This is a genomic window from Endozoicomonas sp. GU-1 (genome assembly GCF_027366395.1).
GTDB lineage: Bacteria > Pseudomonadota > Gammaproteobacteria > Pseudomonadales > Endozoicomonadaceae > Endozoicomonas.
On sequence record NZ_CP114771.1, the window covers coordinates 2,096,416 to 2,118,477 of the forward strand.

The following is a 22,062-nucleotide window of genomic DNA, read 5'->3' on the forward strand; positions in this document are numbered from 1 at the left end:
TAATATACCGATAGCACTGGTGTAGAGCTTGGACAGTCATCAGCCTGAGAAAGTACAGACAGACAAAGACAGAAAATCAGTATTAATCGATTCATGTTTCATCCTTGAATGGTCAGAATTTAATAGTGTTATTCGTTTTGAAAATTGCACTGCGCCTCATAATCATCAGGTCTTGAAATGGTCATCCCCCCGAAATAGCTGTTAATCTGGTTCTTCGCCTTTAGTCTGTCATAGGTGTTATAGAGTTTGGCTTCTATCTCTTTACGGAGCTTTCGATATTTCCTCCGGTCATCTTTGGTGCGATGAAGATAGCAGCGAAAAGAAGCTATCGCTTGCGGGAAAAGTGCTAATACGGTTGTTTCATCGTAAGCATTGGCAAGTTCTTGCTGACCGATGATTGCCACTTTATTGATAGCCTCCTTCACCTCAGCAGGTTCATCCTGCGCAATAACTCCAATAAATCTCTGCACATCATCACGTATACCATCCTGGTCAAGATCAATACCCACAAGACCGCTCAATCCTTCTTCACCAGGTTCGGGGGGCAGGGCATAGAGCCAGCGGCTGAGCTTCTTCAGTTCAGGGTCATTCTGGCACTGTTCCAGGGGAGCATGCTCAAATCGGAAGTTATTTTTTGGTATAAGACAACTGACCTGTTTTTTTTGATCTTGAAAAACCAGACGTCCCTGCTCCAGTTTCACCGGATAAGATTTGAACCGTGATCGACCATTGTTAACAATTGGAATAAAACGGTTTCTGAATTTCATCACTGCCAGAGTGCCCTGTGTGCCAAACACCTGCTCATCATTGTTAATCCAGTCTTGTTGGGGATGCTGGTCACAGTCAGACAGAACCACCAGATAGCCCCGCTTTTTTGGTGGCCATTGTTTAAGCCATTGCTGTAACTTCTCGGATTTATCAAGTTTCTGTACGATTCCTGCTTGTAGGCATTGGCCCTGCATGCCAACAGGTTCAAGAGGGCCTTCAGCAAAAGCAGCTGATATCTCGAATGTACCGAAAGTTAACAGTAAAATTATTAAACGTCGCATATCCATTGCGTATGTACCTTTGATTTTGGCTCTTCAGGGATAACTGTGGGTAGAAATCAACAAATTTGAAGAAAAAAGCACCAGCGGCTGATTTCAGGTATGTTTTTATTTGCAGACAAAAACAAGAAGAAACGCCGCTGATGCTGATAAAAACTATCCTCAATAAAGTTCATAAACTCAAGTCATTTATTTATCAGGATGTAAAACTCGGTCTCTATCAAGGCTCTGAAGTATCCAATGTAATCGTGGTCCCAAGCAAGAACGGCCATGCTATTTGCTCAGGATGTCAGCAAACAGCTCCGGGCTATGACCGTCTTGCTGAACGTCGTTTCGAGTTTGTCCCTCTCTGGGGAATCAGGGTTTTCCTGCTCTACAAAATGCGTAGGGTTATGCAAGATGTGTCGCGTAAAGGTTGAACAGGTTCCATGGGCTGAAGGCAAGAAGGAACTCACCAAAGTTTACATGCAGTTTCTGGCAAACTGGGCTAGAAAGCTCTCCTGGAAGGAGGTCGCCCGTACATTCAATACTTCGTGGGAGAAGGTCTTCCATGCTCTTGAGTATGTGGTTGAGTGGGGCAAGAAGCATCTTTCACTTGATAATATCAAGGCCATTGGTGTTGATGAGGTGGCGTATCAGATCGGCCATAAATGCTTTCAATTACCACTGATCGTACGTCATGAGTTAGCTGCTATAATAAACGTCGATAGTCATTTGTTTTGGAGGTAAAACTGATGTGTAAAAATACCATTCAGTTCCAAAAAGGCATTGGCATTATGCAATTTCTGGCTAATTACGGCAGTGAAGATCAGTGTGAGAACGCCCTGTTTGCCTGGCGCTGGCCAGATGGCTTCCAATGCCCGAAATGTGGCTCCCGAAGTTTCTGCAAGCTTCATCGGAAAGCCGAATTCCAGTGCAATTGCTGTCGTTGCCAAACTTCGCTTACCAGCAACACCATCTTTGACTCGACGAAACTGCCTCTGACTACCTGGTTCTGGGTATCTAGTGCTTGTCCGAAAACCCATCAGCCCTTGAAAACAGCAGTCTGTGACCTAACTTAATCATTGAAGATTTCCACTGACAGGCTGTTTTCTCACTCATGCGCCAAACCATCAAGCCACAAATGCAGTTAGGCGAGGTCGATATCTCTGCCATCACCTTCAACCCCAAATCCAGGGACGACATACCCCGCCTCTTGCGGGCTTTTCAGCATATCTGGGTCACCCCAGAGCTGAGAGAGCAGGTTTTTCAAGCCCTTGAGCGAATGATACCCGCCAGCCGTGACAATGGCCGCCCAGGTATGGATCTCTGGAAAATACTGATTTTTGGCACCCTGCGTCTGACCATCAACTGCGACTACGACCGCCTTCAGGAGCTGGCCAATGAACACGGTACGTTGCGGCAAATGCTCGGACACGGACCATACTGTACCCACTCTTATCACATCCAGACTTTGCAGGATAATATCGCCCTGTTCACCCCGGAAATACTGGACGAGATCAACCAGATTGTGGTCAATGCCGGTCACCAGCTGGTAAAAAAAAAGAAGAGCGGATATGCGCCCGCGCTGACTCGTTTGTCGTAAAAACCAATGCCCACTTTCCAACGGATATTAACCTGCTCCGGGATGCCGTTCGCAAGATGATCGAGTGGGCAGCCTGCCTGTCGTCAGAGCAGCAGGAAAGCCTGTGGCGACAGAGCAACTACTTGCAGGATCAGCACAAAAAGCGTTTTCACAAAGCCCGTAACCTGAAACGTTCAACGTCGTCTAATGAGTCGCTTCGTGAAGCACGACAGCATGATATCGAAATCGTCCATGCTGAGTATGTAGCCTACAGCCAGAAGCTTATCCGCAAGGCTGAAATAACCTTGAATCTCTTGAAGACACGGATACCCGGAGACTTGCGACTGAAAGAGCTGGAGCACTGGATAAAAGATGCAGACTACCAGTGCCAACTGATTATCCGTCGTGTACTGAACCACGAAACCATTCCGCACAGTGAGAAGGTTTTTTCGTTATTCGAACGCCATACGGAATGGATCAGTAAAGGAAAAGCTGGCGTTCCTGTAGAACTCGGCCTCAGGGTGTGCGTGATTCAAGATCAGTTTGGTTTCACGCTTCACCATTTGGTCATGGAAAAACAGACTGATGACCAGGTGACTGTAGCCATTGCTAAAGGCGCAAAACAGCGGTTTCCTGAAGTATCGCAGGTCAGTTATGACCGGGGATTCTGGTCAAAAGAGAACCTTGAAAAGCTGGAAACATTTCTTGACCGAGCCGTCTTACCCAAAAAGGGGCGATGGTCTGAACAAGACCGGAAGCGTGAACGACACCCTGATTTTGTCAGGGCAATGAAGAAGCATTCCGCGGTAGAGTCCGACATTAATGCACTTGAGCAGCACGGGCTGGACCGATGTCCGGACTCAGGGATTGACGGTTATCGTCGGTATGTTGGCCTGGCGGTTTTAGGAACCAATCTGCACCGCTTGGGCTCTATACTGCAAAAGCAATCCAGTCAGGCTGTCAAAAAAGCAGCCTGAACGGGAGAAGCGTGCCAGAAAACAAACGATCATCGTTGGGTGAAGATTACGGACACCCGAAAAACGGGAAAATGATTAAGTTTTGATCAAAAAAGGAGGCGACTGGTATGAGCGACCTGTTTTGTTTTCAAAAAAATTTTGTAAGTGCCTGTTGAGTCGGATTATTCATGGGTTTTCTGACAGGCACTATCTATATGAAGTTCAATGCCGTTGATAACTTCCAGCGAAAAACCATTCGGGAGTGGGCAGAACACGCTCTGAAAAAGGGTGTCCGGGCCGTCAGCGATGGTTTGTCCTGTTTCCGGGGTATCGAAGATGCAGGATGCCATCACACAGCCATCGTTACCGGTGGTGGCCATGCTTCCATGGAGAATGAGTTGTTTACCTGGGTGAATACCATGCTGGGAAACGTGAAAACAGCGATTACCGGTACTTATCATAAGCTCGATCCCAAGCATCTTGGCCGTTATCTATCAGAGTTCAATTATCGGTTTAACCGGCGTTTTGATATGCCTTCAATGATCGCAAGGCTTGGACAGGCGGCGGTCAATACAGCACCGATGCCGGATCGACTGCTCAAGCTACCAGACGTCCAGTGGCAACCGGGCTAGCCATTAACGGATAACTGAAAGACAGTTGCAGTGTGAGCTTCACCATTTCGGATGATGATGTAGCCCTTTGCCTGTTCGGAGCGGTCAGAAGCCGAGTTTAATTGATAATTTGGAGAACAAGCACTCATGATGTCTGCTGCACCGGGAATACTGGAAAGGTTCTATTATTTCTTTGCTGGATTATAGACATAAAGAATGAAAAGTTATGTGTATATTCTTAAATAAACTTTCTCTATGTCATAACGTACGATCAGTGGTAATCAGAAAATCTTTTTTCAGGTTACTCAAATTGAAGGATTTCGTACCTTGCTGATGCTCTGCCCTTCTGCACATACGCTCTGCGATATTCTCAACCTCCTCACGCCCCTTGCCCCGCAGGAAACTGTCAATCGCACTTAAACTGATGGTCCAGCGATCAAACTTTACCGGGGCTGCGCTGGCAGTTTCGCCCTGATAACCGCCATACAATTGAGGTTGGGAAACAGCTGTGCTTTGAGTAGAAATTGATGGCATATTCATAGCAGGTTACCCCTCGACTCCAAGATTCAATATCGGAGTTCAGAGTGCTGCCACATGAAAAAGTTCAAGCCCTGGATTAGACGATTTAATTATTTCGTGACAATTTCTCACCAAAGGCCGTGGTTTTGATGTTATATACGACGGCTGATTTTTGTTTCCAGAGTCGTATGATTAATACAGAACTGGTGCCGTAATGCCACCCGGATTTTTCGTTTAATCGTTTCAGGCTCCGCGCCATTCAAAAGGATACGGCCTTCAAAGAAGATCTTTTATCATCCAGCTGCCAGACGTGCATGCACCCTACTCTTTTTACCCCCTCAATGCTTTCCAGGGCCGCCCTGATCTGTTCAATATCGATGCCGCCCGGAACCCCCTGCATAAGAATAATCATGCAGCGTCTCAACAGAATAGCGCCATTAAAGATCACGTAGACTGATATCCCGATGGTGGCTATCACATCAAAAATATAGAGCTGGTAGTTGATGATCAGCACACCCGCTACGATGACTACCAGAGAAGCAACCGCATCGGAAGCACTGTGAATAAATACCGCATTGATATTGATATCGCTTCTGGCTCCAGCCTTGAAAGTCAGCAGCGATGTGGTGATGTTAACCAGAAGGGCAACACCGGCAACCAACAGCACAATCCAGCCATCAACTTCCCTGGGGTAAAAAAACTTACCTGCGGCCTCACAGATCAGATACCCCCCCACCACCAGTAAAAATACACTGTTTATTAAAGCCCCGAGAATATCGGCCCTTTTGTATCCGTAGGTCATGCGTTGATCTGCTGACCTGCAACCTATTCGCCTGGCAATGACAGCAACCAGAATTGCACCGGCATCACCCAGGTTATGCAGCGAGTCTGCGATCAGGGAAAGGCTTCCGGCAACGCTTCCCCCAATGACCTGAACACCACTCAGGAAAAGCTTGATAAGCAGGGCCAGAATCAGCTTTCCATCACCAACGGAATCATAATCATCATGCTGGTCCATGGAGGTTTACTCACCAAATTCAGAGGTTTTAATTGTAGTCTTTTGTGCTGATACAGCTGAAAATAACCACAGCCTCCTCTCTATAAAAAGTCACCTGTCGCACCTTATTGACCAGCGTGTGCGAGCACAGACGTTGCTCCATGCACAACACACCACCAATAAAAAACTGAAAAAGCCCGATACATCAGCAGATAAAGCCTGAACAGGGCTATTAAAAGCACAATTTATGATGTTATATTGTGAGTTCCCTTTTCCGGAAATCTGTGGCTCAGTTCCATTTATCGAGATGGATTTCAACATAGGTAAAGGGAACAAAGTGGCAAGGACGACACTTTTTATGAATAAGCATAAAAAAATGCCAAAAAATAAAACAACAAGGGTTGCAGTTTCCCAGCAGTTCCTTCAATGTAATATTTAAGGATTCAAGCTGTATGGAAGCGACCAAGAAGGAAATGGAAGCTATGCTGGTAGGTACAGTCAAGTGGTTTAATAACCCCAAAGGGTATGGATTTATCCAGGCGCAGGAAGCGACAGAGAATCAGGATGTTCTCATCCATTACTCTGTCATTGATATGGACGGCTTTAAAACACTGAAAGCAGGCCAGGTTGTCAGCTTTGAGATTGGCCATGGCCCCAAAGGTCTCATCGCCACGAAAGTCGTACCTGATAACGGCAATGGCACTGAAAGCACTCAGAGTGCTACTCAGGAAGAGTCATTCCCGGTTTAAACTGGCACTAAGCCACCCGAATACTCTTTTGCCAGATAGTCTTTTGTCACTCTCCACAGTGCTACACATTGTGGAGAAACACCTATTATGACAAAAGAATATTTTTTGCTATTATTTCCAGTCACTCTTTTATAAAAAGAATGTCTGGATGATCAGGACTGCTCTTTTCCGGCTAGCCATGCTGGTTAAAAACTACAAGTGCATTTTCTGCATCGCCGATGATTAGTCATACAGGTCTTCTCGTTCTCCAATACGTTTTCACGGGGAGGCCATTGTTGACGCTTTTGAAAGAGCCACGTTTTTATCAATCATTGACCCATAAATCCAAGACAAGGTAGTGCAGTGCTGCTGGACAGTTTTTCCCTCGTTGTTTCAGGCTCTTTGATAGTACTTATTGCAGCGATTGCCTGGTTTCTATGGCTGACTTTCAGCCCTTTCAAAGCCAAACCCAACACCCTTCTTTTCGACCAGGATAAGCGTGCTTTTTTCGGTCAGCTGGATATTGCCGTTCGCAGTCACTTAATGGTTTTGCCATCTTTGCCCGTTGGTGACGTTCTTGCAGCGGGCAGGTTCAGCCGGACCGCCATGGCACTGAATATCAAAAAAAACCGTCGATTTGACTTTGTGCTCTATCACCGCAAAAAGATGGAAATCTGTTGTGTGATCAACCTGATCCCCTACAACACAAAGTCCAACTCAAAAGAGTTCAAGCTATTACGCCAGCTCTGTGAAGCGGCAGAACTGCCATTGCTGGAATATGATATGAAGCCCTGGCGGGATGTTACCGAATTGCGACGTACCGTTCTCGCCACCTGCGGATTTACCGAGGAAGGCACTCCTGATTACGAGCTCCCGACCCCAAGGGAAGCTATTGCCGAAGTCGAGACCATCGTTGATCCACAATGCCCCAAATGCCACAGCCCCATGCGACTGCGAACGCTTAAAAAAAGCCCTCAGGCAGGCCTGGAGTGCTGGGTATGCAGCACCTATCCAAGCTGCAAAGGTGCCAGAATGGTTCATTCGTAATCAGTAGAACTGGCTACTAGACCTAGGAGCCTGTCGGACTTAAGACTGTCCTACTGTGGTTGCGATAAATTGGTCTAAAAATTCCTGCTTCTTCGTCAAATAGCCCCGCTATTCTCCTCAGAAGCAGAAATTTTTATCCTCAATTTCTCGCAATTCTCGCTACGGGGTCGCCTAGACGGACGCTTAAGTCCGACAGGCTCCTGGCCAGTTTTCAGAATCCAGATCAGGAGCGCTTAAGAATCACGGTGGCCAAAGGCGGCAATGTCAGGGCAAGACTGTAGGGCAAATGATGCATCGGGATTTCCTCAGCTTCAAGCAGCTCACCCGCTGAAACACCACTACCGCCAAAGCAGGTATGATCGGTGTTCAAAATTTCACAATAGCGACCAGCCTCAGGAACACCCACGCGATAACCATCACGAACAACCGGCGTCAGGTTACAGATAACCTGTACTGAGTTCCCTTCATTATCATAACGACGGAACACCAGCACACTCTGGCTACTGTCATCCCCGGTGGTCCAGGCAAAACCTTCTGCCCTGAGATCCTGTTCAAACATCGCAGGCTCTGAGCCATGCAGCTGGTTAAGGGTTTTAACCAGCTTCTGAACCCCCACACTGAAACCCTCTGGATTGTCCAGCAAGCCCCAGTCCAACTCAGCATTCTGATTCCACTCGTTATGGGTACCCAGCTCAGCGCCCATAAAGAGCAACTTTTTACCGGGGTGCGCATACATAAATGCCAGATAGGCCCGCAGGTTGGCAAAACGCTGCCAATCGTCACCGGGCATACGGGTCAGAATAGTGCCCTTACCATGAACGACTTCATCGTGGGACAGGGGCAGAACAAAATTTTCACTCCATGCATAAACCGTACTGAACGTCATCTGCCCATGATGGTGCTGGCGATAGACAGGATCGAGTTTCATATACTCAAGCGTGTCGTTCATCCATCCCATGTTCCATTTAAAGTCAAACCCAAGCCCGCCGTCTGCCACCGCTGTGGACACACCAGGCCAGCTGGTTGACTCCTCCGCAATGGTCATCACATCCGGGAAAGCAGCGTGCACCTTCTCATTGAACTTCTTCAGGAAAGCGACGGCCTCAAGATTCTCATTACCACCATGAATATTGGCTTCCCACTCGCCATGACCTCGTGAGTAGTCAAGATAGAGCATGGAGGCAACCGCGTCGACACGAAGGCCATCAATATGGAATTCATCCAGCCAGTAAAGGGCATTACTGATCAGAAAGTCCTGAACCCAGGGCTTGCCAAAATCATAAATACAGGTTTGCCAGTCAGGGTGCCAACCACGACGAGGATCCGGATGCTCATAAAGTGAAGAGCCATCAAACCTGGCCAGGCCATGCTCATCATTGGGAAAGTGCGCAGGCACCCAATCCAGAATAACACCGAGACCTTTCTGGTGACACTGATCGACAAAATAGCGGAAATCATCCGGCGAACCATAACGGCTACTGGGCGCATAAAGACCAACCGGCTGATAACCCCAGGAATCAAACAGTGGATGCTCCGACACAGGCAGCAACTCAACATGCGTAAAGCCCATATCCATCACATAGGGAATCAGCTCATCGGCCAGTTCACGAAAGTTCAGGAAGTCACCGTTCTCTTTTCTTTTCCATGAGCCCGCATGAACCTCATAGATAGAAAAGGGCTGCTCTTTATCAGCCTTGCCTTTTCTTTGACTCATCCACAGCTGGTCTTGCCAGACATAGCTATCGACGCCCTGCACGACAGAAGCCAGTCCGGGCCACTGCTCAATATGGCGGGCGAACGGATCGGTTTTCTGTGGCAGTGAATTGCCGTGATAATCACGGATAGCGTATTTATACTGATCGCCAGCCTGAACGCCGGGCACAAACAGCCGCCAGATACCATCATCCGCACTGGCCATTGGATGGAGCCGCTCATCCCAGCCATTAAAGCTTCCCACAATACTCACTGACCGGGCATAAGGCGCGTAAACCTTAAACAACACACCCTGTATATTCAGTTTACTGTTGATCTTATGGGAGACCACCTGTGCCCCGAGGTGTCGATAAAGGCCTTCCGACTCAATATCTGACTGGGCAAGAATGTATTCCCCAAAACAGTACGGGTCATAAACCACAAAGCGGTGGCCATTCGCCCAATGGATCGCCAACTGATAAAGAAACGGCTTTTTTCTTCTGGGCAGATGCAGCTCAAAGACACCAGCCTCATTGCGGCTCATTTCGCCAAGCAGCTTGCCGGTGTGGTGATCAAACACCTCGACCATGGTTGCATCCGGACGCCATACGCGAATGACCAGACCTTTTCCTTCCGGATGAGGATGCAACCCCAGCTGATCAAAAGGCGTTGCACACTGACTGTTAGCCAGATCCGACACCACAGGCTTTATGGCAGCCTTTGGCATTGATGATGTTTTGGAAGATACAGCGATATTCATAGTGTTGCTTTATTTCAGTGCAAAAATTGCCTGTCGACAAAATCAGAAGGACTCCCGGGAAGACAGGGAAAACTTGTATCTGGAAGACTGAGCACCTCAGTCTTCCGCCTTTCCTTCAAGATAAGCCACTCCGGGGCTTATCGCAGCCAACTGCCGCCCGATAAACCTCAAGGTAATCCAGGGCTGACTGCTCCCAGGTAAATGACTCATTCATGGCATTAACCACCAATCGGCTCATCAGTTGCCCATCCTGATAAACGACATGGGTCTGATTGAGACAGTGCAACAGGGCATCACTGTCAGCCGAATCAAACATAAACCCGGTTGCGTCCCCGCCAGCCGAATCATAGCCTTTAACGGTGTCCACCAGCCCACCAACCGCCCGAACAATGGGCAGGGTACCGTACTTCATGCTGTACATCTGGTTAAGGCCACAGGGCTCAAACAATGAAGGCATCAGGAAGAAATCAGCACCGGCTTCTATCAGATGCGCCAGACGGTTGTCATAAGCCTCAACAAAGCGACACTTGTCCGGAAAAGCACTGACCAGTCGGCTCAGTTCAGCGGCAATCATCCAGTCACCGGAGCCCTGGAGTACTACCTGAACATCATCCTGCAAAAACTGCCACAGGGCTGGTATCAGATAAGCAAAACCTTTCTGCCCGGCAAGGCGACTGACCAGCCCGTACAGAGGTTTATCGGCGCTCACCGGTAACTGCAGTCGCTCCTGCAAAGCCTGCTTACAGACCGCTTTGCCAGACAGATCGTGCAGAGAGTAATTGGCTGGCAGCAAAGCGTCCGTTTCAGGGTTCCACGCCTGATAATCACAGCCATTAAGAATACCGGAGAAATCCTGTTTTCTTCGCCCGATGATATGGGCAAGGCCATGCGACCCAAGATCTGTCTGCAGCTCTTCAGCATACCTTGGACTCACCGTAGTGATTTTATCAGCCAAGGCAATACCGCCCTTGAGCAGATTAATATGCCCATGGTCTTCAAAGAAATCCGGAGTATACCAGTGCTGATCGATCCCCAACACACCCAATAAGGCACGGTCAGTATGTTGTTGATAGGCACCATTGTGAATGGTCAGGACCGTCCGTGTGTCAGCAAAGAAAGCATTATCAGACTCATGGGTTTTGAGGTAGAAAGGCAACAGTGCTGACTGCCAGTCATGGCCATGAATAATGTCCGGCTTAAAGCTTAACAGCTGACAGGCCTGAAGTGCTGCTTTGCAAAAAAAAGCAAACCGCTCAGTGTTATCACCAAAACCTTCACCCCCATGGGTGTAGAGACCACTGCGGTCAAAGTAATGGTTATGCTCAATCAGGTAAACAGGGACACCGTCAAACGTTCCCTGTCTTATGGCAAAACCCATTTTGCCCCGGGTGTCGAGACAAACCTCTCCAGTTCCGACAACATCTGTTGCCAACGCTTCCAGAGCCTGACGGTAGGCGGGCATAATCACCCGGACATCATTTCCGAGCTTGCGCATCCACGGTCCGAGAGCGCCGGCCACATCGGCCAGCCCTCCGGTTTTGACAATACCTGCCAGCTCTGATACCGCAAAAAGAATGTTTAAATCAGAACCCAACTTTTGCTCCTCTGGGAATAACCACCAGTCCTGAATCAGTGACCTTGAAGCGTTTAAGATCCTCTTCACGATCTACACCAATGCGGGTTCCCGGTGCAATTTCTACCCGCTTATCCACAATAACCCGGTTCAATACGACATCTTCACCGATGGTGACATTGGGAAGAATAACCGATTCAGATATCTGAGTATTGTCGCCAATTTTGACGTTGTAACCCACCACACTGCGATGCATATAAATGTCATAGAATACGCAACCCACACCCACCATGGAGTTGTTGATCTGACCTTTACGCTCTTCACGATCAAAAGCGATCAGGGCCGGTGGATAGGGGGGGAATATAGGTACGAATCGGCCAGTCCTGATTATGCAGGTCGATGGGCGGTTCACTGGTCAGCAGATCCATATTCGCTTCCCAGAATGAATCAATGGTACCTACATCGCGCCAGTAGCCGTTGTTTTTACCCCCGGGAACCCTATTTTGGGAGAAGTCATACACCATGACTTTTGCCCGTGGGTAAAGGGATGGAATAATGTTTTTGCCAAAGTCGTGGTCAGACCCTTCATTGGCGTGGTCATCCAGCAGCTCTTGCACCAGACAATCAGTGGTGAACACGTAATTACCCATTGAAGCCAGCACAAAGCCCGGATTTCCGGGAATGGTCTTGACACCATCGACAGGCTTTTCGGCAAAACCGATCATACGACCATCCTCGTCAACCTCGATAATGCCGAAGTGATGGGCCTGATCCACCGGTACGGGAATCGCTGCAACAGTCAAGTCAGCGCTGTGTTGCTGGTGATACTGAACCATATCCCGCACATCCATGGTGTAGATATGGTCCCCCCCCAAACACACACACCAGATCAGGGTTGTGGGACTCGATGTGATTCAGATTTTGATACACCGCATCCGCTGTGCCCTGATACCAGTCACTGCCGGTATTCATCTGGGCTGGCAGCGTATCAATAAACTTGTCCGCCAGACCGGCAATACGCCAGCAACGTTGCAGGTGTTTGCTCAGCGAGTGCGATTTGAACTGAGTAATCAGATAAATCTTGTGAAGATCGGAATTCACAAAATTACTCAGCACAAAGTCGATGATTCGATATTGCCCACCAAAAGGAACTGCTGGCTTTGCTCTGACACTCGTGAGTGGAGCAAGCCTCGATCCTACCCCCCCGGCCAGGATCATGGAAAGGACTGACGCCATGGTCGATTTTCCTGTTTTCTGCATTATGATCTGAAAGTAATCAGGTCAATCCCTGACCCATTCCGGCTAATGAATACACCCCGGAAGAATCCCCCACCTGCCTGCAGCCGACACCCCTATTGCCAGCTTCAGGCAAAGTATTCAGGTGTTTCGCTGATTCAGCTGAACACCTGTAGCGAGTACCAAGTCACACTCCATTTGCCTTAAAGACTTCGGCGACAATCTCCTGAGCTTCACTTTGCAGATGGGAAAGGTGCTCTTGCCCTTCAAAGCTCTCAGCATAAATCTTATAAACGGCTTCAGTTCCGGAAGGTCTGGCGGCAAACCAGCCCCGCTCGGTAACAACTTTCAGACCACCAATTGCGGCACCATTGCCCGGCGCGTGGGTTAAACGGGCAATGATGGGATCACCTGCCAGTTTTTCCGCTTTCACCTGCTCCGGACTCAATGCAGCAAGCACTTTCTTCTGGGCATCATTGGCAACCGCATCGAGCCGTTGATAAACCGGAGCACCGTATTTTCGGGTCAGCTCCTCATAGTGCTCACCCGGGTCACGCCCGGTAACGGCGGTAATTTCTGCCGCCAGCAGCGCCATGGTGAAACCATCCTTATCGGTACACCAGGTATTACCATCCCGGCGCAGGAAGCAGGCTCCGGCACTCTCTTCGCCGCCAAATGCCGTAGAGCCTGCTGAGAGACCGTCAACAAACCACTTAAACCCGACAGGAACTTCAGTCACAGTACGGCCCAGACCATTGGCGACACGATCAATCATGGCACTGGAAACCAGCGTCTTGCCGATCGTCGCCTCTGGCGACCATTGCGGACGGTGGGTATAAAGATACTGGATGGCAACGGACAGATAGTGATTTGGATTCAGCAACCCATGACCACGGGTCACAATACCGTGGCGATCAAAGTCAGGGTCATTCCCGAAAGCAATGGCAAAGTCATCTTTGAGGTTGATCAGCCCGGCCATGGCGGAAGAGGATGAACAATCCATACGGATACGGCCATCCTTATCAAGGTGCATAAACGAAAAAGTCGGATCAATTTTTTTACTGACCAGCGTCAGGTCTAGACCATAACGATCCGCAACAGGTGCCCAATAGTGCAAACCGGAACCACCGAGGGGATCAACACCAATGCTCAGTTTAGCGTTGGCAATGGCCGCCATATCCAGCACATTTTCCAGGTCATTCACATACGGCGTAACGAAGTCATACTTGTGAACCTTGCCAGATCTGAGCGCCTGTTCAAAAGAGATTCTTTTAACACCAGACAGGTTTTCGGCGATCAGCTCATTGGCCCGTTTTTCCACCCAGCCAGTAATATCACTACCTGCCGGGCCACCATGGGGCGGGTTATATTTAAAACCGCCATCTTCCGGTGGATTGTGGGAAGGGGTGATGACCACTCCGTCCGCCAGCTTGCTGTGACAGCGATTATAGGAAACGATGGCATGGGAAATAACCGGCGTTGGCGTATAGCCACGCTCCTGATCGATCATGACATCCAGGCCATTGGCAACAAACACTTCCACAGCACTGATTAACGCCGGCTCAGACAGCGCATGGGTATCCATGCCAACAAAAACCGGGCCTTCTATCCCCTGCGCACGACGATATTCACAGATTGCCTGACTGATCGCCAGAATATGGGCTTCATTGAACGAACCATTGGCAGACGTGCCACGATGACCCGATGTGCCAAAAGCAACTCGCTGGCTGCTTTCTGCCTGATCGGGCCGTATCGTGTAATAGTCACTGACCAGCCGGGGAATATTAACCAGAAGATCATCGGTTGCGGGTTGGCCTGCGAGGGGATGCATGGCGGTTCCTCAATAGTAAAAATGGCAGAAAATGCCCTGGGAGCCTGTCGGACTTAAGCGTCCGTCTAGGCGAACCCGTAGCGAGAATTGCGAGAAATTGAGGATAAAAATTTCTGCTTCTGAGGATAATAGCGGGGCTATTTGACGAAGAAGCAGGAATTTTTAGACCAATTTATCGCAACCGCAGTAGGACAGTCTTAAGTCCGACAGGCTCCTCGCTGGCCGACAGCAAATACAACCAATATTTGCTAACCATGAAAATACAAGGCAACTGCCTGATTTGCTTTCAGAAGCTAACAGAGAAAACCGCCCGCCAACACAAAAATAAAGTAGAGCATCAGTCTGTGAGTAAGTGATTATGCTCACGATACCGATTATTCTACAGGGATGCATTGCCGTTAATCACTAACTTACTCCAACCCCATTACTATGAAATAATAAAAGGTTTTCAGACCAATTCTTTCACCACCACAACACTGCGCCCCGGCACCTCGTACCACCCCTGATGCAAAATCACCTCTTCCCGGAAAGCTTCTTCATTATCCAGATCCGTGGATAAAACTCTTTGCCAGCGAACGGCATTGCCAGTATCAGGCAAGTTAAAGCGCCGGGTTTCAGCCTCATTATTGACCAATAGCACCAGACTGGGCTGACTATCCACAGGGCAGCGATAGCGCATCTCCAGTGCATGCCCCCGCTCATCAGGCAGCATTGCTGCGGTCAGAGGTACGCCTTCAGTATTAAACCATTCGAGTTCAGCGCTGTGCCACTGCCTGTCATCTGTCTGATAACGAATGCCCAGCAATGGCTCTGACTTGCGTAAATGAATCAGCATTGAGGTGAATTGTTGCAGCTCGGCACCATCAGGATTTTCATCACTATTGCCGTTTCCAGCCAACCACGACCAGTCAACCCAGCCAATGGGATTATCCTGACAGTAAACATTATTATTGCCATGCTGACTGTTACCAAACTCATCACCCGCCATCAGCATGGGGATACTGCGGGAAAACATCAGCGTCGCCAGCAGGTTTTTCGTACACGCAGCCGCAGCTGTTGAATAGCAGGATCACCGGACGCCCCTTCAACGCCATAATTCCAGGAGAGATTATGCTGGTCACCGTCCCGGTTACCTTCACCATTAGCGAGGTTGTGCCGGTGCTCAAACGACACCAGGTCACGCAGGGTAAAACCATCATGACTGCAGATATAGTTAACACTTCCAGTCGGTCTGCCTGGCCCGAAAATATCTCTGGAGCCGGTCAGACGCCAGGCGATATCCACCACCTGGTCTTTGTCACCACGCCAGAATGATCGTATACCACCGCGATAACGGTCATTCCACTCATGCCAGTCCCTTGGGAAACCTCGCAGGCGATAACCTTCAGGCCCCAGATCCCAGGGTTCTGCAATCATCTGCCGGGTCGAAAGAATCGGGTCCTGAAATACGGCCTGAAAGAATGCGCTGTGAGCATCAAACTTCCGATGTCGTCTGGCCATGGTCGGTGCCAGATCAAAACGGAAACCATCGATCTGATAGTGCTCAGCCCAATACCTGAGGCTATCCATCACCAGTTTGATGGTTTGTGGGCTGTCAAAATTCAGCGCATTACCACAACCACTGTAGTTGGTAGACACCAGATGACCACCATGGTGATCCAGCAAATAGTAATCTTTTTCAGCCAACCCTCGCAGGCTCAGGCATGGACCATCCGATCCCGCTTCACAGGTATGGTTGTAAACAACATCCATCACTACCCGGATACCGGCACGGTGCAATTCACGAACCATTGTCTTTAGTTCATCCACCGGATCATCCATAGCATAGGACGGCTCAGGTGCCATAAAACAGAGCGGATTGTAGCCCCAGTAGTTTTTCAGCCCCAGCTTCCGTAATCTTGGCTCACTGAGAAAACTGGTCACCGGCAACAGCTCAACCGTATTGATACCCAGCCCCTTCAGATAATCAATAACGACAGGATGACACATCCCCAGATACGTCCCCCGCAGGGCTTCCGGAATATTGGGGTGCTGACGGGTAAAGCCCCTGACATGGCTCTCGTAAATAATACTGTCTTCATGGGGGAGTTCAGCCTGGTCACAGACTGCCAGTCAAACTGATCGGTCCGGACCACCGATTTGGGCAGCAAATGGCCGTTGTCCTGATCATTGAACGACCACTGACTTCTTTCCTTGCCGGAGTAATCGTAGACGGCAGGCTGCCAGTTAATAACCCCTTTAACTTCACGGGCATAAGGATCCAGCAGCAGTTGATGAATATTGAAGCGCAACCCCTCATCAGGTGCCCAGCGGCCATCGGCGCGATAGCCATAGACCTGACCTTCCTGCACCCCTTTAACCAATACATGCCAGATACCCTTTTCAGGGCCATACATGGGAATGCGCTGCTCCACCCCGGTGTTGTCAAACAGACACAGCATCATGGCTGACGCTTCCGGTGCATACACCGCAAAGTTCACCCCCACCGCTGAGTCAGGAAACTCCGGGTGCAGCTGTTGATTCAGAAAATTAGCCCCCAGATGGTGGCTACTTCCCGGGCCAAGTGATTCTAAAGTTATTTTTGGCTGATTCATGTATCCGAGACATCAACGTATTGGAATGGGCTGAATTTTAATTTGATTCACTAACAATGACTACTGCTGTTGAAAATACCCCGACAGCTAAGAAATTGTCTTTTAATAAGTTCCCGATGTCCGTTCACCCTGAGCTTGTCGAAGGGTCGTGCCACCGAACTTCGACAAGCTCAGTCCGAACGGAGTCAGGCAATGAAAATAGGGAAGTTATTTCCAGACAACTCCTAAATTGCTTCCAGTGCTTCCGATAATTTTTTCACGGCAATCACTGTCAAACCGGGAATCGGTTTTCTGGGCTGATTGGCGGCAGGAACAATGGCCCGGCTAAAGCCATGCTTGGCAGCCTCAACCAGACGCTCCTGACCATTGGCCACCGGACGGATTTCCCCGGCCAGCCCCACCTCACCAAAGGCCACCAGGTCCTGTGGCAGAGGTGTATCCCGCAGGCTGGAAACCACGGTCAGCAGGCTGGCCAGGTCAGCGCTGGTTTCCGTGATCTTTACGCCCCCCACTACGTTAAGAAACACATCCTGGTCACTGGTGAAAATACCACCGTGCCGGGTAAGAATGGCCAGCAGCATGGCCAGACGGTTCTGCTCCACGCCGACAGTTACACGACGAGGGTTTCCCAGTTGGGATTCCACCACCAGCCCCTGTATCTCAACCAGCAGAGGTCGGGTACCTTCCCACAATACAGAAATAATGCTGCCCGAAGTTGCCTCCTGGGTGCGGGACAGAAAAATGGCCGATGGGTTTTTCACTTCCTTCATGCCAGTTTCGGTCATGGCAAAAATACCCAGCTCATTCACCTGACCAAACCGGTTTTTGGTGGCCCGCATCATACGGAAGCGGGAATCATCGGTATTGCCCAGCATGATCTGGGTATCAATGATATGGGACAGGGTCATGGGACCGGCCAGAGAGTTGTCTTTGGTGACGTGGCCGACAATCAGCATTACCGTACCACTCTGTTTGGCATATCGGGTCAGGAAAGCGGCAGACTCTTTGACCTGGCCAACACCACCGGGCACGGAGTCCACTCCGTTCATATACATCACCTGAATGGAGTCGATAACGATAATGCCGGGCTTTTCCTGCTCGGCCACCGCGACAATATTTTCTGCGGAGGTTTCCGCCAGCATTTTCAGGTTATTGGTGGGCAGTCCTAATCGCTGGGCCCGGGCGGCAATCTGCTGCAGTGACTCTTCGCCAGAAACATAAAGGGCATTCATGGACTGGGCAACGTGACAAAGCACCTGCAGCAGAATGGTACTTTTACCGGCCCCCGGGTGACCACCAATTAGCACCGCACTGCCTTTGACAAAACCGCCACCGAGCACCCGGTCAAACTCCGTCATGCCACTGGAGAAGCGAGGCGCTTCTGCCACATCCACTTCGCTGAGGGTTTTCAGCTCAGAGAGAGCACCGGCAAAACCGGCCTTGTTACTGGCAGCAATGGAGGGAGAGGCGGCCGGTCCGAGATTGACTTCTTTATAGGTGTTCCAGGCTTTACAGTCCGGACACTGCCCCTGCCATTTGGCGGCTTCGCTGCCACATTCGGTACACACGTATGCTTTTCGGGATTTTGCTTTTGCCATGAACAGTCTTTGCGTAAAGTCTTTGCGTAAATAGAGTCAGTCTAACTGCTCAGTGTGATCCGTAACAAACATTCCGTATAGAACCACAAAGACACGAAGGCACAAAGGAAGCCTTTTTTGTTGGTTTATCGCAGCTCAGACAAGCTCGGATAAACCTTTGTGTCTTTGTATCTTTGTGGCTTCCTTCTTTTTTCAGTTACTACCAAATACAACAAAGTCAGACTAAATTAACGCAGACAGAACTTTGCACTAAAGGTGAATCATACAGCAGAATCATGCAGGGTTTATGATGTATAAGCCACTACCTTCACTCCTCACTTTCTTGAGGTATGCACATATTTCAGCTTATTGTTGCCAGGGCATACTTCAAAGACGCAGGCACTCACCATGAATACGAATAAAATTGGCATTATCGGCACTGGCTTTGTTGGTATGGCGGCCGCCTACTCCCTGTTCCAACAAAAGCTGGCCAATCAAATTGTTCTTGTGGATAAGAACCAGAACAGAGCCCATGGCGAAGCACTGGACCTGATGCATGGCCAGCCACTGGTGGGGCGCTGCGAGGTCAGCGCCGGTGACTTTGCCAGCCTGGAGGGGGCAGGCATCATCGTTATCTGCGCCGGTGTCAGTCAATCCAGCCCCGATGAGAGTCGCCTGCATCTGTTGCAGCGAAACATCAAAGTGTTTGAAACCATCGCCAGAGAGCTTGACCAGCATGCACCCCAAGCCTTGTTACTGATTGCCAGCAACCCGGTGGATATTCTTACCCATGCCATGCAGAGCCTGAGTCATCGTCCCAATAACCTGGTGATTGGCACCGGCACCCTGCTGGATACCTCCCGCTTTCGAACCCTGCTGGCCAACTACTATGATGTCTCACCCCAATCCATTCACGCTTATATTCTCGGGGAACATGGGGACTCTGAAGTACCGGTCTGGAGTTCCGCTACCATTGCCGGGCTTGGCATCAAAGGCAATACGATTAATGGTCGTGAATACGATCCCGAAGCCCTGGCAGGTATTGTCACCAGGGTCAGAAAAGCCGCTTACGAGATCATTGCCAACAAAGGCTACACCAACTGGGCGATTGGTCTGGTTATTGCCTTTATCATTCGCATGGTACTCAATAATCAGCGCAGTGTTCTTCCGGTCACGGTCCGGCTGAATGGAGAATACGGCATTAGCGATATCTGCCTGAGCCTGCCAACCGTTATTGGCAGTGACGGCGTGGAGAGCATTATTGCCCCTAAACTGGATGAGGAAGAACTGGCGGGCATTCGACACTCGGTAAACACCCTTAAAGCCTCTATGGATCAGCTGGTATAAGCCCCTTTTTGACGATTGGTAAAACGCAAAGATCACGCTGGGCACATCAGAAGGTTTCCTCTGTGCCCGGCGTGACCTTTGGCTTCCCAAAAGCCTGACGCGGATATTCGTTCATATCGAGAACGAAGACCCACAGCCACAGGTCGACTTGGCATTCGGGTTTTTAACCAGAAAGCGAGAGCCTTCCAGCCCCTCTTCATAGTCAATCTCCGCGCCCACCAGGTACTGGTAACTGAGGAAATCTACCACAATGGCTGCGCCATCTCTGGTAATCAGGGTGTCATCATCAGCAAGATTACTGTCAAACGTGAAGCCGTACTGAAAACCGGAACAGCCGCCACCGGTGACATATACCCGGAGCCTTTGATTTTCTTCGGTCTCATCTGCCAGCAATTCACTTACCCTGCGGGCAGCAGCTTCCGTAACACTGATTGGCTCCGGTATCACTGTTTCTACTACGCTCATTGACCCTCCCGTGCCGCCGCCCTGGCTCATGGCCATCACCTACTGATAACCCGTTAAGGCAGCGGCCCGTCATTTACTCATTAGCGACTATTATCGAAGTAACCAACTGTTACAGTCAACTATCCACCGCTTCAATCACTTCCGCTGCAGGCATCTCCTGGTCAGCACGCTCCAGCAGAGGCTGAGGTCCACCAGGCACACCGTTCGAGTGATGCTCAAGACTGCCATTAACCTGAGACCCTTTGGTCATCTCTATCACGTTGTAAAACACATTACCGGTAATCACGGCCCTGGAAGCAAGCTCCAGATGTTCTTCGGCAAAAACATTGCCACGAACATGGCCATCGACCACCACACGCTGGACACGAACATCACCTTCCACACTGCCATTATGGGCAATGGTCAACATGCCCTGATCTGCTGACACATTACCTTTAACACGCCCTTCGATATGTACGGAACCGGAAAAGTGAATATCGCCGGTAATAATTGTTTCTGACGATATGAGTGTCGTACTGCCATGTTTCGCGACGTTACCCGCTGTTTTGCTCTTGCCGAACATCCGCTAACAGCTCCTTATCCCATTGATAAATTTGTTCAAAACTCTGTTTGACTCCGCTGGTGATGCGCACCATAACCTTGACCTCTGCCGGCTGAAAACCTTCCGGTACAGTGAAGTCAAAGTACTCTCTGTCACTGGGCAGAGCCTGAAAATAGCGAAACCCCAAACCTGCGATAGCCTGATCCGACGCGATCAGCTTCTGCAGCGGTATGGTCTGTGCTTTGCCATCTTTCTCGCCAATCAGGGATACCGAGAGTGTTCCTTTCAGAAACGGGTTGCTTCTCGCCACCTGGGAAATCACCAGCCGAAGACGGTACTGACCGGATTCATTCCCCCGAAGTAAACTGAAGCCCGCCACCCGCACACCGGTAGACATGTCTTCCGGAGCCAGGATGCTTTTGAAAAAAGTCAGTTCTTTATGCAGCAGCTCTTTCTCTTCCTCAAGCTTCTTTACTAACAGGCGAACATTATTGACCGCTTCACGATCCATTTTACTGGCACTTTCCAGAATACCCACTCGCTGCCGGAGCTCTCTGTTCTCTTCCTGCAATACTCTGGCCCTGTTCTCCAGAGTGGTATGCTGTTGCCGAAGCTGATCCAGATTCTGGCCTGCATGATTTCCACCATACCAATAGGCAAAACCACCCAGCAAAGCAATAAATACCAATAGAAAAATTCGAATTAACTGATCTCGTTTCGGGTCATGGCGTATAACCCTGAGTTTGCTACTGTCGGGATGCAAAGCTATCCACCTTTTCCTGACCATGACTCGGGCCCATTAAGTAGTTAAGAGCCAATGAGCCTGCAACCTTCCTTCAACAGCACCTAGTAAAAGGATGCGCCTTTATTCTAAAGAACTTAACAGCGGGACTATACACAAGCCGAAAAAACATAACAAACAAACCGGCAAACTTTCGCCACACCCAAAATTCAGTCCTGGCCAAACATCTGAAGAAG

Annotated in this window: 23 protein-coding genes and 1 pseudogene; 8 read left to right on the forward strand and 16 right to left on the reverse strand. The window is 49.5% G+C overall.

Annotated features, from left to right (window positions below):
* Nucleotides 1–128 precede the first annotated feature (128 nt).
* On the reverse strand, nt 129–962 hold the full coding sequence (locus O3276_RS08425; RefSeq protein WP_269675235.1) for a hypothetical protein: 834 nt from the start codon (nt 960–962) through the stop codon (nt 129–131).
* Nucleotides 963–1,114: 152 nt separating this feature from the next.
* Between O3276_RS08425 and O3276_RS08430 the strand changes: the two genes are divergently transcribed.
* From O3276_RS08430 to O3276_RS08450, 5 genes and pseudogenes are all read left to right on the forward strand, one after another.
* The gene (locus tag O3276_RS08430) at nt 1,115–1,465 is read left to right on the forward strand and encodes a hypothetical protein (RefSeq protein ID WP_269675236.1); all 351 of its coding nucleotides are present in this window, start codon (nt 1,115–1,117) and stop codon (nt 1,463–1,465) included.
* A complete protein-coding gene (locus O3276_RS08435; protein ID WP_269675237.1) occupies nt 1,446–1,775 on the forward strand; it encodes a hypothetical protein in 330 nt (109 codons plus the stop codon). The genes O3276_RS08430 and O3276_RS08435 overlap by 20 nt, the downstream gene beginning before the upstream one ends.
* 5 nt (nt 1,776–1,780) lie before the next feature.
* Nucleotides 1,781–2,041, forward strand: a pseudogene (locus O3276_RS08440) (transposase); the annotation flags it as partial.
* 104 nt (nt 2,042–2,145) lie between these two features.
* Nucleotides 2,146–3,587 (forward strand): ISNCY family transposase gene (locus O3276_RS08445; RefSeq protein WP_442876562.1). Its coding sequence is split into 2 segments (ribosomal slippage): nt 2,146–2,581 and nt 2,581–3,587, totalling 1,443 coding nucleotides; the frame shifts between segments, so codons are not numbered across the junction.
* A gap of 167 nt (nt 3,588–3,754) precedes the next feature.
* Nucleotides 3,755–4,198: an IS1595 family transposase gene (locus O3276_RS08450; protein ID WP_442876574.1), complete on the forward strand. Its 444-nt coding sequence runs from the start codon at nt 3,755–3,757 to the stop codon at nt 4,196–4,198.
* Between the two features lie 237 nt (nt 4,199–4,435).
* On the opposite strand, the gene O3276_RS08455 is transcribed toward O3276_RS08450, so the two are convergent.
* The gene (locus O3276_RS08455) at nt 4,436–4,717 is read right to left on the reverse strand and encodes a hypothetical protein (RefSeq protein ID WP_269675238.1); all 282 of its coding nucleotides are present in this window, start codon (nt 4,715–4,717) and stop codon (nt 4,436–4,438) included.
* A gap of 238 nt (nt 4,718–4,955) precedes the next feature.
* A complete protein-coding gene (locus tag O3276_RS08460) occupies nt 4,956–5,714 on the reverse strand; it encodes a cation diffusion facilitator family transporter (RefSeq protein WP_269675239.1) in 759 nt (252 codons plus the stop codon).
* A 431-nt stretch (nt 5,715–6,145) separates the two neighbouring features.
* Between O3276_RS08460 and O3276_RS08465 the strand changes: the two genes are divergently transcribed.
* Both O3276_RS08465 and O3276_RS08470 read left to right on the forward strand, forming a co-directional pair.
* Nucleotides 6,146–6,442, forward strand: a complete 297-nt coding sequence (locus O3276_RS08465) for a cold shock domain-containing protein (RefSeq protein WP_269675240.1) — start codon at nt 6,146–6,148, stop codon at nt 6,440–6,442.
* A gap of 342 nt (nt 6,443–6,784) precedes the next feature.
* Nucleotides 6,785–7,468 (forward strand): DUF2726 domain-containing protein, encoded by a 684-nt coding sequence (locus tag O3276_RS08470; RefSeq protein WP_269675241.1) that lies wholly within the window; start codon nt 6,785–6,787, stop codon nt 7,466–7,468.
* A gap of 223 nt (nt 7,469–7,691) precedes the next feature.
* On the opposite strand, the gene glgB is transcribed toward O3276_RS08470, so the two are convergent.
* The 10 genes from glgB to radA form a co-directional block, all read right to left on the reverse strand.
* Complete coding sequence (gene glgB, locus O3276_RS08475) at nt 7,692–9,920, reverse strand: 1,4-alpha-glucan branching protein GlgB (protein ID WP_269675242.1); 2,229 nt, start codon at nt 9,918–9,920, stop codon at nt 7,692–7,694.
* A gap of 115 nt (nt 9,921–10,035) precedes the next feature.
* Entirely contained in the window at nt 10,036–11,514 is a 1,479-nt protein-coding gene (locus O3276_RS08480; protein WP_269675243.1) for a glycogen synthase, read from the reverse strand.
* Nucleotides 11,504–11,785: a GlgC family sugar phosphate nucleotidyltransferase gene (locus O3276_RS08485; protein ID WP_442876575.1), complete on the reverse strand. Its 282-nt coding sequence runs from the start codon at nt 11,783–11,785 to the stop codon at nt 11,504–11,506. Before O3276_RS08485 ends, O3276_RS08480 begins: the two co-directional genes overlap by 11 nt.
* A gap of 34 nt (nt 11,786–11,819) precedes the next feature.
* Entirely contained in the window at nt 11,820–12,329 is a 510-nt protein-coding gene (locus tag O3276_RS08490) for a sugar phosphate nucleotidyltransferase (RefSeq protein ID WP_269675245.1), read from the reverse strand.
* Nucleotides 12,298–12,729 carry a sugar phosphate nucleotidyltransferase gene (locus O3276_RS08495; RefSeq protein WP_269675246.1) on the reverse strand — a complete coding sequence of 144 codons (432 nt, stop codon included), beginning with the start codon at nt 12,727–12,729 and terminating at the stop codon, nt 12,298–12,300. The genes O3276_RS08490 and O3276_RS08495 overlap by 32 nt, the downstream gene beginning before the upstream one ends.
* Before the next feature lie 187 nt (nt 12,730–12,916).
* Nucleotides 12,917–14,560 carry a phosphoglucomutase (alpha-D-glucose-1,6-bisphosphate-dependent) gene (gene pgm / locus O3276_RS08500; RefSeq protein WP_269675247.1) on the reverse strand — a complete coding sequence of 548 codons (1,644 nt, stop codon included), beginning with the start codon at nt 14,558–14,560 and terminating at the stop codon, nt 12,917–12,919.
* 448 nt (nt 14,561–15,008) lie between these two features.
* Nucleotides 15,009–15,575, reverse strand: coding sequence for a GlgX family protein (locus tag O3276_RS08505; protein WP_269675248.1), 567 nt, complete (start codon nt 15,573–15,575; stop codon nt 15,009–15,011).
* On the reverse strand, nt 15,575–16,549 hold the full coding sequence (locus O3276_RS08510; protein ID WP_269675249.1) for an alpha-amylase family glycosyl hydrolase: 975 nt from the start codon (nt 16,547–16,549) through the stop codon (nt 15,575–15,577). The genes O3276_RS08505 and O3276_RS08510 overlap by 1 nt, the downstream gene beginning before the upstream one ends.
* Complete coding sequence (locus O3276_RS08515; RefSeq protein ID WP_269675250.1) at nt 16,519–17,154, reverse strand: hypothetical protein; 636 nt, start codon at nt 17,152–17,154, stop codon at nt 16,519–16,521. The genes O3276_RS08510 and O3276_RS08515 overlap by 31 nt, the downstream gene beginning before the upstream one ends.
* A gap of 224 nt (nt 17,155–17,378) precedes the next feature.
* Nucleotides 17,379–18,752: a DNA repair protein RadA gene (gene radA / locus O3276_RS08520; RefSeq protein WP_269675251.1), complete on the reverse strand. Its 1,374-nt coding sequence runs from the start codon at nt 18,750–18,752 to the stop codon at nt 17,379–17,381.
* Nucleotides 18,753–19,139: 387 nt separating this feature from the next.
* Between radA and O3276_RS08525 the strand changes: the two genes are divergently transcribed.
* Nucleotides 19,140–20,078 carry an L-lactate dehydrogenase gene (locus tag O3276_RS08525; protein WP_269675252.1) on the forward strand — a complete coding sequence of 313 codons (939 nt, stop codon included), beginning with the start codon at nt 19,140–19,142 and terminating at the stop codon, nt 20,076–20,078.
* Between the two features lie 111 nt (nt 20,079–20,189).
* On the opposite strand, the gene erpA is transcribed toward O3276_RS08525, so the two are convergent.
* The 3 genes from erpA to O3276_RS08540 all read right to left on the reverse strand — a co-directional run bounded on the left by erpA (nt 20,190) and on the right by O3276_RS08540 (nt 21,847).
* The gene (erpA, locus tag O3276_RS08530) at nt 20,190–20,543 is read right to left on the reverse strand and encodes an iron-sulfur cluster insertion protein ErpA (protein WP_101747158.1); all 354 of its coding nucleotides are present in this window, start codon (nt 20,541–20,543) and stop codon (nt 20,190–20,192) included.
* 115 nt (nt 20,544–20,658) lie between these two features.
* On the reverse strand, nt 20,659–21,105 hold the full coding sequence (locus O3276_RS08535) for a bactofilin family protein (RefSeq protein ID WP_269675253.1): 447 nt from the start codon (nt 21,103–21,105) through the stop codon (nt 20,659–20,661).
* Nucleotides 21,077–21,847, reverse strand: coding sequence for a DUF6776 family protein (locus O3276_RS08540; RefSeq protein WP_269675254.1), 771 nt, complete (start codon nt 21,845–21,847; stop codon nt 21,077–21,079). Before O3276_RS08540 ends, O3276_RS08535 begins: the two co-directional genes overlap by 29 nt.
* Nucleotides 21,848–22,062: the final 215 nt, after the last annotated feature.

Bases quoted from the DNA above. Each gene is read 5' to 3' on its own strand.
- O3276_RS08435 (WP_269675237.1), top strand. From the start codon at position 1,446: ATGTGTCGCGTAAAGGTTGAACAGGTTCCATGGGCTGAAGGCAAGAAG.
- O3276_RS08505 (WP_269675248.1), bottom strand. From the start codon at position 15,575: ATGTTTTCCCGCAGTATCCCCATGCTGATGGCGGGTGATGAGTTTGGT.
- O3276_RS08465 (WP_269675240.1), top strand. From the start codon at position 6,146: ATGGAAGCGACCAAGAAGGAAATGGAAGCTATGCTGGTAGGTACAGTC.
- O3276_RS08455 (WP_269675238.1), bottom strand. From the start codon at position 4,717: ATGAATATGCCATCAATTTCTACTCAAAGCACAGCTGTTTCCCAACCT.
- pgm (WP_269675247.1), bottom strand. From the start codon at position 14,560: ATGCATCCCCTCGCAGGCCAACCCGCAACCGATGATCTTCTGGTTAAT.
- O3276_RS08515 (WP_269675250.1), bottom strand. From the start codon at position 17,154: ATGAATCAGCCAAAAATAACTTTAGAATCACTTGGCCCGGGAAGTAGC.
- O3276_RS08425 (WP_269675235.1), bottom strand. From the start codon at position 962: ATGCAGGGCCAATGCCTACAAGCAGGAATCGTACAGAAACTTGATAAA.
- O3276_RS08450 (WP_442876574.1), top strand. From the start codon at position 3,755: ATGGGTTTTCTGACAGGCACTATCTATATGAAGTTCAATGCCGTTGAT.
- glgB (WP_269675242.1), bottom strand. From the start codon at position 9,920: ATGAATATCGCTGTATCTTCCAAAACATCATCAATGCCAAAGGCTGCC.
- O3276_RS08535 (WP_269675253.1), bottom strand. From the start codon at position 21,105: ATGTTCGGCAAGAGCAAAACAGCGGGTAACGTCGCGAAACATGGCAGT.
- O3276_RS08495 (WP_269675246.1), bottom strand. From the start codon at position 12,729: ATGGCGTCAGTCCTTTCCATGATCCTGGCCGGGGGGGTAGGATCGAGG.
- erpA (WP_101747158.1), bottom strand. From the start codon at position 20,543: ATGAGCGTAGTAGAAACAGTGATACCGGAGCCAATCAGTGTTACGGAA.
- O3276_RS08485 (WP_442876575.1), bottom strand. From the start codon at position 11,785: ATGGTGGGTGTGGGTTGCGTATTCTATGACATTTATATGCATCGCAGT.
- O3276_RS08490 (WP_269675245.1), bottom strand. From the start codon at position 12,329: ATGGTTCAGTATCACCAGCAACACAGCGCTGACTTGACTGTTGCAGCG.
- O3276_RS08525 (WP_269675252.1), top strand. From the start codon at position 19,140: ATGAATACGAATAAAATTGGCATTATCGGCACTGGCTTTGTTGGTATG.
- radA (WP_269675251.1), bottom strand. From the start codon at position 18,752: ATGGCAAAAGCAAAATCCCGAAAAGCATACGTGTGTACCGAATGTGGC.
- O3276_RS08510 (WP_269675249.1), bottom strand. From the start codon at position 16,549: ATGTGTCATCCTGTCGTTATTGATTATCTGAAGGGGCTGGGTATCAAT.
- O3276_RS08460 (WP_269675239.1), bottom strand. From the start codon at position 5,714: ATGGACCAGCATGATGATTATGATTCCGTTGGTGATGGAAAGCTGATT.